Source organism: Lactobacillus sp. HBUAS51381 (assembly GCF_012641095.1).
Classification (GTDB): domain Bacteria; phylum Bacillota; class Bacilli; order Lactobacillales; family Lactobacillaceae; genus Levilactobacillus.
The window spans coordinates 46,302-58,340 of the sequence record NZ_JAAVSC010000011.1 but is presented as its reverse complement, the minus strand read 5'-3'; the positions used below and the strand labels follow the sequence as shown (position 1 = coordinate 58,340).

Annotated in this window: 10 protein-coding genes; 5 read left to right on the top strand and 5 right to left on the bottom strand. The window is 51.8% G+C overall.

The genetic code is table 11. The annotated features are described in order from the left end of the window. Positions 1-207 precede the first annotated feature (207 nt). Positions 208-1,350 carry an ArgE/DapE family deacylase gene (locus HEQ50_RS05615; protein ID WP_168899542.1) on the top strand — a complete coding sequence of 381 codons (1,143 nt, stop codon included), beginning with the start codon at positions 208-210 and terminating at the stop codon, positions 1,348-1,350. A gap of 48 nt (positions 1,351-1,398) precedes the next feature. Here HEQ50_RS05615 and HEQ50_RS05610 read toward each other — a convergent pair whose 3' ends face one another. From HEQ50_RS05610 to HEQ50_RS05600, 3 genes are all read right to left on the bottom strand, one after another. Beyond that, positions 1,399-2,415: a polysaccharide deacetylase family protein gene (locus HEQ50_RS05610; RefSeq protein WP_168899541.1), complete on the bottom strand. Its 1,017-nt coding sequence runs from the start codon at positions 2,413-2,415 to the stop codon at positions 1,399-1,401. A gap of 215 nt (positions 2,416-2,630) precedes the next feature. After that, complete coding sequence (locus HEQ50_RS05605) at positions 2,631-3,005, bottom strand: hypothetical protein (protein WP_334427390.1); 375 nt, start codon at positions 3,003-3,005, stop codon at positions 2,631-2,633. A gap of 78 nt (positions 3,006-3,083) precedes the next feature. Then, entirely contained in the window at positions 3,084-3,686 is a 603-nt protein-coding gene (locus HEQ50_RS05600) for an NAD(P)-binding oxidoreductase (protein WP_168899539.1), read from the bottom strand. A 158-nt stretch (positions 3,687-3,844) separates the two neighbouring features. Here HEQ50_RS05600 and HEQ50_RS05595 point away from each other — a divergent pair, with 158 nt between their 5' ends. Together HEQ50_RS05595 and HEQ50_RS05590 are read left to right on the top strand one after the other, a co-directional pair. Then, on the top strand, positions 3,845-4,828 hold the full coding sequence (locus HEQ50_RS05595) for an aldo/keto reductase (RefSeq protein WP_168899538.1): 984 nt from the start codon (positions 3,845-3,847) through the stop codon (positions 4,826-4,828). Positions 4,829-5,033: 205 nt separating this feature from the next. Beyond that, entirely contained in the window at positions 5,034-6,344 is a 1,311-nt protein-coding gene (locus tag HEQ50_RS05590) for an NCS2 family permease (protein WP_168899537.1), read from the top strand. A 64-nt stretch (positions 6,345-6,408) separates the two neighbouring features. On the opposite strand, the gene HEQ50_RS05585 is transcribed toward HEQ50_RS05590, so the two are convergent. Continuing rightward, a complete protein-coding gene (locus tag HEQ50_RS05585; protein WP_168899536.1) occupies positions 6,409-7,014 on the bottom strand; it encodes a TetR/AcrR family transcriptional regulator in 606 nt (201 codons plus the stop codon). A 118-nt stretch (positions 7,015-7,132) separates the two neighbouring features. On the opposite strand from HEQ50_RS05585, the gene HEQ50_RS05580 reads away from it, so the two are divergent. After that, positions 7,133-8,023 (top strand): NAD(P)H-binding protein, encoded by an 891-nt coding sequence (locus HEQ50_RS05580; protein WP_168899535.1) that lies wholly within the window; start codon positions 7,133-7,135, stop codon positions 8,021-8,023. A gap of 168 nt (positions 8,024-8,191) precedes the next feature. On the opposite strand, the gene HEQ50_RS05575 is transcribed toward HEQ50_RS05580, so the two are convergent. After that, complete coding sequence (locus HEQ50_RS05575; protein ID WP_168899534.1) at positions 8,192-11,287, bottom strand: YfhO family protein; 3,096 nt, start codon at positions 11,285-11,287, stop codon at positions 8,192-8,194. A 214-nt stretch (positions 11,288-11,501) separates the two neighbouring features. Here HEQ50_RS05575 and HEQ50_RS05570 point away from each other — a divergent pair, with 214 nt between their 5' ends. Continuing rightward, on the top strand, positions 11,502-12,023 hold the full coding sequence (locus tag HEQ50_RS05570) for a QueT transporter family protein (protein ID WP_168899533.1): 522 nt from the start codon (positions 11,502-11,504) through the stop codon (positions 12,021-12,023). The last annotated feature ends 16 nt before the right edge of the window (positions 12,024-12,039 follow it).

Sequence of the window (12,039 nt, the reverse complement as noted above, 5' to 3'; positions counted from 1 at the left end):
TAACTGATGACTTGGCTTCTTTCGCCACCCCACGTGAACTGCCTAGCTTGATTATATTCTAGCATAGATTGCGGTAAAAGCGAACGTATGTTTGCTATAAATTTTATTGTATCGCGGGTTTTCCCACAGATTAGTCGCCAACTTAAACAGACCGTGCTACACTGATGTTATGATTAGAAAATGATGAGAAAGCGGGTTATCTATTTTATGGAAGACAGTGAAAAAATTCAGATTCTTCAGCATTTAATTCAAATTAACTCCGTCAACGGAAACGAAGCCGCAGTGGCCGACTACATTCAACAACTCTTTACCGCTCACGGGATTAGCGCCAAACAAATTCCGTATGCCGACGGGCGGAGTAACCTCGTCGCCGAGATTGGCGATGCCACAAGTGATAAGGTCTTCTCGTTATCCGGGCATTTAGACACGGTTGCCACGGGAGATCCCGCCGACTGGCAATTCGATCCCTTCGCTGCCCATATCGAGGGCAACAAACTCTATGGCCGGGGGAGTGCCGACATGAAGAGCGGCCTGGCGGGTATGGTGATTACCCTGATTACCCTCGCCGATCAGCACACGCCACTGAAGGGTCGTCTCCGATTTATCGGTACGGTCGGCGAAGAAAACGGTGCGATGGGTTCACGGATGTTGACCGAACAAGGCTTAGCCGATGATCTCAGCGCAATGGTCATTGGCGAACCCACTGCCGGCAATATCGTTTACGCCCACAATGGTTCGCTGAACTACCACGTCTATTCACAGGGTCTGGGCGTCCACAGTTCCATGCCAGAAAAGGGGATTAACGCCGTCACAAATCTTGCCAAATACATCACGGCCGAAGCGACCGCCTTTGACGACGCACCGGTTAGCCCCGAACTGGGCCCCCTCGTCCACAGCGTCACGGTCTTCAACGGCGGCGACCAAGTTAATAGCATCCCCGCTAAAGCCGAACTGCAAGGAAACATTCGCCCAATTCCGGAGTTCGACAACGCGGCCGTGATCAAACGTTTAAACGAAATTGTCGATCACCTGAACACGCAAAAGGACCAACACCTGACCCTACACGTCGACTACAGCTTCAAGCCGATCATTAGCCGCCAGGATTCCCCGTTGGTTCAACTGACCAAGCGCATCGCCGATCACGAATTCGACCGCGACACGCAGCTACAGGTGATTCACGGCGCCACCGACGCTTCTGAATTTACCAAATCAACAAACGACTTCCCCGTCATCGTCTTTGGCGCTGGTGAGTGGAGCGAGGCCCACGCGACCAATGAGTTTGTGGACTTAGATCAATTTATTCACGTTCAACACGTTTACCAGCAACTTGCTCAGGAATTTTTAGCCTAAAGAAAACGATTGGCACTGCGATTACTCGTGGCGCCAATCGTTTTTTCGTTATTTGCCGACCGTACGATAATCATGGGCGCCAAAGTACTGCAACCCCGGTAAGGCTTGACTGTTGAGCAGCTGACTGACGGTGACGAGCTTATAGCCCTTGGCCTTCAGGCGCTTAATAATCGTTGGCACCGCGGCGACCGACTGCGCATGAATATCATGCATCAGCACAATGTCCCCACCGCGCGTATCCTTCATGACCTCATTGATATCCTTATTCTTGTTCAGGTAAGCCCAATCACGCGAATCCACTGACCATCGGATAACAGGTTGTTCAATCGCTCGACCCTCAGCCGCGGTAATGTTGCCGTAAGGCGGCCGCACGTATTGGGGTAAGCTACCCGTTGCCTGGTAGATGGCACGATTAGTCCGGGTGACCTGACTCACCGTTTTAGCGGTCCCAATGCTGTTGAAGTTGGGGTGATTCCAGGAGTGATTGCCAATCTCATTGCCCCCGGCCACGACGGCCCGCGAAATCTTAGGGTACCGACTCACGTTTTGTCCCGTTTCAAAGAAGGTGGCGTGCACCTTGTACTTCTTTAGGGTCTTCAGTAACCGCGGAGTCAGCGTCTTATCCGGCCCGTCATCGAAGGTTAACGCCACCATCTTGGTCGTCTTAATGGCCGTCGTTCGGTTGGCCTTTGGTAAGTATCGGTTGCCCACCTTCCCCTTTAATTGCGTGTAGGGGATGGTAATTTGTTTGACCTTAAATGTATTGGCCAATAGGTTCATGCGTAAGCCTTGCGGCGTCAGTGTGGCCTTCTTGGTCATATGTGTTGGGAGTTTAACCTTGTAGACCGCGTTGACTCGACTTCCCTTGGCGTGCGTCTGCTTTAAAATTTGCTGCCGGGCCGCCTGACGAATGGCGGCTAACCGGTGGGTATTTTTATTTGTCAGCTGACCGAATGTCACCGTTTTGTTGGTAGACTTCGCCTGCGCCGGTAAAGCACCCGCTCCCAACACCAGCGCCACTACCGCGACCAGTAGTCCAATACCGTACCATCTTCGTTGTCGCATCGTAATCCCTCCTCAAAATAAGACTCCCCTGAAACTATCTTAATTCTACCAGTTGGTTCGTAAAATTGACCACAAAACGGCTTACAAATTTGGCAATAAAAAGAGCCCGGACTAAAACGCCCAGACTCTCAGTGTCTCCGAAATTAAATTGCTAAAACCTACGCCCAAAGGCAGCCCGTTTCGCTTAAAACTGCCAACCACCTTTATTCGCTCGCTTAATCTTCGTCGTCATCCGGTGGATTAACGGCTTGTTTATTTTCCTTCAAAACTTCGTTGGTGTAGTATTCAAGATCGGCCAATACGGATTCGTTACTCGATTGTTGCGCAGCCATATTTTCCGCAATCGCCCATCGCGCGAGTGCATCAGAGATGGGGACGATGTCTTGAATGATCGCCATATCGGAATCATCGGCATGCTGTTCCTGAATTGCCCGAAAACTGTCGATGTCCGTAATCAATCGCAGAACCTTTCCCGTTCGTTTCTCAATGGATTGAAAAATAACGAAGTGGGCGCGCTGGTTCGCTTCATCCATTCGCCCTCGAATCGCTTGTAATTGCTGATCGTCTATATTTAATGCCAATGCCTTCACCCCACTGTCCCTATTCTAACAAACAATTGCTGAAAACTGGCACAATTTTAGGGCCAAACGGCAATATTTGCGAAAGATTTAGCAAATCGCTAGGGATTGGTAATCATAGCCGCCATTGATTAAGAGATCTACGACCACCGTTGCGACTGTTTCACGTGAAACACGACCGGCGGGAACCGCCGCCCCCTCGGCAATAATCTGGGGCGCCGTCGCTGGTGTCGCCGTCAACGTCACTGGCCGAAGAATTGTGTACGGAAATTCCGCTTCATCGACCAACTTAGCCGCATACCGCTGCTGGTTCAAGTATTCCTTAACGTCAGTGATCCCCGGATAGGCTAAGTCTCCCGTCACCTCGTGATCGACACCAGCGGTACTCAACATCACAAAACGCGTTAACGCCAGCTGTTGGTGGTATTGGGCGTCAAACAGCGCCTCGAAGGCCAGATCAACATCCATCCCGGTCAACGCCGAAAAAACAACCGGTCGATCCTGTAGCGCCGCCTGATAGGTCGTCTCCTGTGCCAAGTCGCCGGTCAGTTCCATGACCTGAGCGGCTAACTTTTCGGGTACCTGCTCAGCCGATGCATGCAACAACCGCACCGGTCCTGCTGCCTGATCCACCAGACGCTGGGCAACGCTTTGTCCCAGCGAATTCGCCCCAATAACTACATAAGTTGTCATGTCTATTTCGCTCCTTTTAGCTTTACCTCCCAGTGTATCAGAAAACTTGCCGCAACTGATAGCCTGTCCCAAACTTTAAGGGTCCAATACGTGCCAAAATCCAGTATACTGGACTTGTAATTGTATCCCAGATGCTGATTATTTTAGGAGGTAACGTAATGACACATACGAACGTAAAAATTGGCAAGACTGACGTCGAAACCACCCCACTTGGCCTGGGGACGAATGCCGTGGGTGGGTACAACCTCTTCCCTAATTTAAAGGACGAAGACGGCTTGAATCTGGTCACAGCTGGACTGAACCACGGTATTCGGCTGTTGGACACGGCCTTCGTCTACGGTCTGGGGCACTCCGAGGAATTGGTGGGACAAGCCATGCACAACTTCGATCGCCACAGCTTTGCCTTGGCGACCAAGGGGGCCCAAGACTTTTCGACCGGCGAGCAGGTCATCAACAATGATCCCGCGTTTCTGACCCAGCAGGTTGACGCCAGCCTCCAACGGCTCAATACCGATTATCTCGATATCTACTACATTCATTTTCCGGATAAACAAACACCTAAGGCCGAGGCCGTTGGCGCCTTACAACGACTACGTGAACAGGGAAAGATTCGCGCCATTGGGGTCTCAAACTTTAGCCTGGCACAGGTTAAAGCGGCCAATGCGGACGGCTATGTCGATGTAGTTGAAGACGAATTTAGCCTGTTACACCGCGACCACGAGGCCGATTTGATGCCCTATCTGCGAGATCACCAGATTAGCTTTGTTCCTTATTTTCCCTTGGCTTCCGGCCTGTTAACCGGGAAATACGATCAGGACGTCACCTTCCCGGCCGATGACATTCGCAGCCAAATCAGTGACTTCCAGGAACCCCGCTACGGTCAGGCCCTCAAGGCCATTGCAAAAGTTAAACCGATAGCGGCAGCCCACCAAGCGACCGTGGCGCAAACCATCTTGGCGTGGTACATGCAAAATCCATTGATCAGCGTCGTGATCCCCGGGGCTAAACGGGCCGCACAGGTTACGGCCAATGCTCAGGCCCTAGACGTGACCCTCAGTGCCAGCGACTACCAAACCATTGACGCTGCCTTCGCCGCGTTTAAAGTCACGGCTAACGGTAAGTCACTGGCCGATCCGGATTAGACTCTATTTACCAACGTAATGTGAAGTGACGGCTTTCCGGCCGTCGCTTTTTAATTTACGAACTTTATTTTTATAAATTTATTTCTAATTCGGGATTGCATTCATCTTAAAATGATGTTAAGCTCTTTTAGTAGTGATTAAAGAGAGAAACCCGAACGATATGTATTAACGTTCGGGTTTACTATGTTTTAAGGGAGCGCATAAGATGCAGAGAATTGCCAAGTTTTTTCAGTTTGAGGAATTAGGAACCAATTATAAAACAGAAATTTTAGCCGGGATTACGACCTTCGTTTCGATGGCCTACATCCTGTTCGTGAATCCCCAGGTCTTAGGCGCTTCCGGCATCAGTCAGGGGGCGGTCTTCACCGCCACAGCTTTTGCCTCCGCCCTTGGGTGTGCCCTCATGGGGATTCTGGCCAACTATCCTATCGCCATTTCTGCCAGTCTCGGGATCAACGCCTTCTTCGCCTATTCCGTGGTCATTGGGATGAAGGTTCCGTGGCAAACGGCCTTGGCCGGCGTCTTCGTGGCCTCAATTCTATTCATGATTCTGACGGCCTTCAAGCTGCGCGAAAAGGTGGTTGACGCCATTCCTCGCGACCTGAAGATGGCTATTAGCGCCGGGATTGGCTTGTTCATTGCCTTTATTGGCCTGAGTCAAGGTGGCCTGGTGACTGCCGACAAATCAACGGTCGTCACCCTCGGTTCCTTGCAGGTCGGGAGTACCTGGTTAACCATCTTTGGGTTACTGGTCACGCTAATCCTGATGAGCGCCAAGGTGCCCGGCGCCATCTTTATCGGGATGGTGGCCAACTCCATTTTAGGTTTGATTACCGGATTGATTCCCATGCCCGCACACATTGTGGCTGGGATTCCCAGCATCAGCTCCACGTTTATGGTCGGCCTAACGCACGTTGGCAGTATCAACTCCTTACAGCTAATCGTCGTTGTTTTGACCTTCTTACTGGTCACCTTCTTTGACACCACCGGGACTCTGGTTGGGTTAGCCGAACAGGCCGGCCTGGTCAAGAACAACAAGATTCCGCGTATTGGCAAGGCTCTGATGGCCGATTCAACGACTATGGTCGCCGGTTCCTTGTTAGGGACCTCGCCAATGGGGGCCTTCGTTGAATCCTCCGCGGGGATCGCCGTGGGTGGTCGCTCCGGCTTTACCGCCATCGTCACCGCCATTCTGTTCATTCTGGGGGCCTTCTTCTCACCATTGCTGGCCGTTGTCACCAACCAAGTGACCGCCCCCGCGCTGATCATCGTCGGGGTCCTCATGGCACAGTCCTTAAAGAACATTCACTGGGAAAAATTCGAAGTTGCGGCACCGGCCTTCCTGATCGTTTTGGGGATGCCCCTGACTTACAGCATCTCGGATGGGATCGCACTGGGCTTCATCACCTACCCACTGACCATGATTGCCGCCAAGCGTGGCAAGGAAGTTGGTCCGATGATGTACGGCCTGGCCGTCGTCTTCATCCTCTTCTTGTGGATTCTAAATGCCGATTAACTAATATTTAAACTAAACGCGTTGACGACCACCTCGACTGTGAGGCGCGGTCGTCAACGCGTTTTTAATTTGCCGTTAACCAGTCTTGGTAAACGGCCGGCTGCAGCACGGCTCCCATAATCATTGTCGTCAGGGTGGTTAAGTCCGATGTCGCTTCATAATATCCGGACCGAACGCCCTGTGCGAAATGAAAAACCGGTCGTGTCAAAAAGTAGCGATGAAAGTTCAACGCTACCGGTCGTAAAACCTGTTGCGTCACTCCATCTCGCAAGAGTTGCTGAATCCGCTGATTGGCCAGATCATCCTGTTTTAGGGCTAACTGTCGCTTCATCTGACCATCATCTAACAGCAACTGAATCACCGTCACCATTTCCGGCTGGGCCAGCGCGAAGTCATAGAGTCCCCGAATGCTGGTCGTCAATTGAGCCACAATCGACATGGTGTCCGTTAACTCGGCCGTCGCGGCCACACTTTCTGCGTGGACGGCCGCTTGAAGCACCGCCAACAGGAGATCCTGTTTATTTTCAAAATAAATATAGAGGTTCGACTGGGGAATCCCTGCACTTTTGGCAACTTTAGTCGTCGAAAAGCCCGCCAGTCCCGCGGTCGCTAAGACATGAATCGCCGCCTGTAAGAGCCGATCGCGCTTGTGTTCATCTTTAAGTTTCACCTTGCATCCCCCTTTTAATCGCTTATTTCAAGTTTATCAGTTGACAAAGGATAAGTCTATCTCTTATAATAAATTCGAATAAAAGATAGACTTATATTTTATGAAAGAAGACTTTCCTATGAAAATCGTACTTACCGGTTCACTGGGCCACATCAGTCGGCCACTTGCACAACAATTACTCGCGGCGGGCCACAGGGTCACCGTCATTAGTCATTCGGCGGCGCGCGCCAAGGAGATTCGTGCGCTCGGAGCCACCCCAGCCATTGGACGGATCAGCGATGAAGCCTTTCTCACGACGACATTTACCGGTGCCGACGCCGTTTACCTGATGATTACAAACACTAACGACGACCAAGACATCTTCGCGGCGGGCCACCGTCAAGCCACGATCTACGCGCAGGCTGTGCTGACTGCTGGCGTCCAACACGTAGTCAACCTTAGTAGCGTTGGCGCCAATCTCGGTCCCGAAGTCGGCGCGCTCTACATCTATCACATTATCGAGGATGTCTTAACCCACGCGCTTGCATCCACCGCCACGCTGACCTTCCTACGCCCAACTGGAATGTTCTACAACCTGCTGGGGAGCCTGCCCAGCATTAAACGGGATCACGCCATTTATACCAACAATAGTGTGACGAAACGCGGCTCGTGGGTCGCGCCCATCGATATTGTCCCCATTGCGGCGCAGGCGTTAACCACGCCTCGTCCCGGGGTCACGCACCAATACATTGCCAGCGATGAACGCAGTTACCAGGAGATCGCGGCTCTCTTGGGCCGGGCGTTAAATCTTCCCGATCTGCGAGCCATTCAGATTGACGATGCCACCATGACTCGCAATCTTTTGGCGAGTGGGCTACCACAGACCTTTACCACGCAATACGTTAAGATGCTCGCCTACGAACGCGATTCTGACTTTTATGCCGATTACCGCGCACATCACCCCGTACTGGGGCCCACGAAATTAGCCGACTTTTCCCAGACCGTTGCCCGGGCTTACCATCAGCTTTAATCGTGAACACAAACGGGTCTGAGACCGCAAAGTCTCAGACCCGTTGTGCCGTCGCTATTAAATTCCTGAAGCGTGAATTCCCAGACGGTTGACGTCCCTTTACCATTTGTAAAATAACCCGGGTTAACGCTCACGTTGGTCAAAATTTCCCGGGTTATACGTCCGTAATTAATGACGCCGGCGGGGATGGTGCCACCAATGCCAACTACCGGCACCAACCAGGATCACCAGTCCCGCAACCGACAGCCAGCTTCCCAGAACGAATCCCGGTGTCTGATAGGTAAGTTGAATGTGATGGACCCCGGCGGCTAGTTGGGCCCCGACAAAGCCATCGTTTACCCGCTGCGTGGCAACCGACCGACCATCAACTTTGAGTCGCCATCCACTGGAATACGGAATGGACGTGGTCATGACGCTAGTCTGTTTGGTCGTGAGATTTCCCGTCACGCGATTCGCACTGACCGTCGCATTCTTCAGGCCACGCCGCTGAACGGCATGGACCTGTCGATCATATGCCGGACCATACGGCATCGCCACCAGTTTAACGGCTTTGAAATTAATCTGGCGGGTCGCATTGAACGTAATATCAATCGTTTGCCGCCGCTGCTTGGTATACCCCAGATTCAGCAGCATCCGATGCTTCGGTTCATAATCCGAAAGATTATCAATCCCAAACTGAGAAAAACTATTCGTCGCATCACGCGTCTTGACCTTGATCCAGTAGTCACCCATATCGGGACTGCGCACGGCCGTCCGCCAATCATTAAGCTTGGTGAGGGCCGATCGCGGCGTATTACCCAAAATGCTGGTATTGTCCTGATCCTTCAACTGATCGGCCGTTGTTAGACGCTGGGCACTGATGCCATCTAGTGCCAAATAAAGCTCCGTCCCCTGGGCCTGCTTCGGCCGTTTGAGGGTTAGTGTGTACTTAATCTGATGCCCTTGGACATCGCTCGTCATCTGTCGTAGTCCGTGTTGGTTGGCCGTCATGGTGTCTTGAAGCACCTGTTGGTTGGCAGTCAATACCCGATCCAACGCCGTTCGGTTCCGGTCTAGTTGCACCTGCTGCGCGTACTTTTGAACCATTTTCTGACTGATTAGGCCCTGATCATCAACGGTTAGGTCTGGCTCTTTTATGGAATTCCCGTAAAGATCCAGTTGCTTCTCGTTTAACCCCTTCTTCTGACCCGCTAGTGCCTGTTGCAAGCGGTATTGGACCACTTTATTGGGGCTATCCAGTACCGGGACCGTGTCGGCCGTTACCGTGTAATCCAGCTCCTTTGCCGGCGACTGTACCTTCGCCGGTTGAACCCCTGACACCTTATCGGACGTCACGGCCGCTTGCGTTAAACTACGCTCGCGTGCAACGCTAGATAGGCGACGCCACTGTTTCATCGTCAAGGCCTGTGGCTGGGTATAAACCAGTGGGAAAGCCAATGAGGTGGTCAACTTTTGGGTTCCTTCACCGTTAGATAACCCATAAACCGCTTGTTCCGGATAGACCGTCTTCTCGGCGTGATAGCCATACGGCAATGCCGCATGATTCGCGACTTGATCCTCACGCGCAAAGATTGTCTTGACGCCCAGCAAATGGTTCAGCGTGGACCGATTATCTCCTTGACCAACCGGAGAGTTCATGGCATACGCCGAGTTCTGAATATCGCGATTAAACTGCCCGACCGCCCCATTTTGAACCGAAAAGTACGACATCACACCGTGCAAGTCGTGTGCCATGGTCATATTATTCCCGACGGTCCGAAAAACGTTAAAGTTTGGCGTTGTGTTGACCCGCGAAAAGGCCTTCTCCCGGCGAACCGACTGATCGGCACCGTCATAGTAGTCCCGTATATATCGGCTGGCATCGCCCTGACGTAGTTGCTGCGTGGCTTGTTGGCTCGCATTAGGATTGTAATATCCCCAAGCGTTGTTAATGAGATTTAGTCCCAGTAAAGCACTCACTAGGGTTACGGTCACCCGTGCTGGCTGCTGGCCACCGCTCACTAAGACCAGCGTCATCGCCAGAAGTAAGCCATAAGTGATCAAATTACGCGCTGGATTACTGAAGACGAACCCATTGCTGAGATAGACAATCGCCAAGAGTCCGGCCGTCCCACCGGTTAACCACCAGCGGTCCGCCTGTGTCAGGGCAGTCACGTGATCCAGTAAGACCATGGTCGCCAAGCCAAACGGAACCGCGGCCAACAATAGCCAGCGATTGGAAGGCGTCGACAAGACGTTGAAGAACGCCGCAACGGCCGGAAAAGCTAGACCAATCGCAATCAAGACCAAGGTGCCGGCTAACGGCCGATACCGTTTCCAATGGACCAACGTGTAGAGACAACCTAGAAAAGAAAAGCTAGTCATTCCCAGAACGGCCCAATAGCTCAACGCGTTGCCCGTGGTCAATACGGCATTGCCCAACTTGAGGTAGTAACTGAGCGGATACAGCCACAAGCCGTTGGCAAATATCGTTCCTGTTCGCGTCGAATTTAACATCATCAAGAGAGAAGGGACCAACAGAATTCCCGCTAGTAGGAGCCCGGCCACAGCGGCCAGCAACAAGCGCCCCAATCGGCGGCCAATATGGCCAAGTGCTTCCCCCCGTTCTCGCAAATACAAAGTGTGCAGCCCCACATAAATTAAGCTGCCCAGTCCCAATATGTACGCAAAGTAAAAATTACTGAGAACGGCCAACCCGGTCAACGTGCCTAATGTTGCCCACCCCTTACCGCGCAACACCCGATCAATTGCCCAGAATAACAGTGGCAACCAAATCATCGGCAGAATGAAGAACGGATGGTGAACGCCAATCATGAGTGAATAGCCAGTAAAGGCGTAAGTTAGCGCACCAAGCACCTGACTAAGCGGCTTAAATGAATAACACCGCGCCAAAAGTAAAAAGGCTAACCCAGCGGCATACAGCCGGAGAATAATGAACCACCCATACCCAGCTTCCATGAGGTGGGTTGGTAGTAAGGCCAGCAAATAGGCGAAGGGATCGCCCAGGACGTAATAGGCCAAGGTCGTGAGTTTATCGGCCCCCAACCCAAACGTCCAGGACCACCCCGTTACCCCGGCTAATCCCGCCTTCGCTAACAGCCGATGAAATTCCAACATTAACGGATAGTGCTGGGTCACACCATCCATATTCCAAATCAACGTGCGATTAGCCATCAAAAATATCCCAAAGCTAAACGCCGCAATCACCGTGAACGCTGCGGTGTATAGCACCCACAACGGCCACCGGTGGTTTGCGATTTTCATGATGAGACCCTCCAGTAAATTTCGAAATTAATGGCTCACGAGTGAACCGCTATGCTTCCAATTTACAAAGCCCAACGCACCGTGTCAATCATTCTCGCCAAACGATACGGCATTGTAATGTTTCATGTGAAACAGCTTTTGCCAAACGCCGCAAAATGCGGTAATCTTACGTCAGTGTCAAAAATCGAATTATTAGCAAAGGAAGGAATTTCTCGTGAATTCTAAGAAAAGTTTTCTAGGTATCGATGGCACCCGTGGTATGGTGCTGGCGGCCCTAGTTGCTGCACTCTACGTCGTTGTGACGACGGTCTTGGCGGCCTTTAGCTTTGGTGTCGTGCAGGTACGGCTCTCCGAGATGTTTAACCATCTCGTCAGCTTTAACAAACGTTACATCGCTGCCGTCACTCTAGGGGTCTTTATTGCCAACGTTATCGCGTCACCACTGGGCATTTTGGATATTGCGACTGGGACGCTCCAAACCCTGCTGGCCCTTCTGGTCATGTATGGTCTGAGTCGGGTGGTCCATAACCGAATTGCCCAAATGATCCTGAACACGGTGGTCGCCGTCTTCTTCATGTGTATGATTGCTTGGGAGATTGCCATCGTGGCGCAAACGGCTTTCTGGCCAACTTTCTGGGCCAACTGGTTATCCATCGGCATCGGTGAATTGGCCAGCATGATTGTCGGCGGCATTATTGTCTTCTTACTGAGTCTCAAGATTGACTTTACCAAATAATCTTGCGAATCCTCTG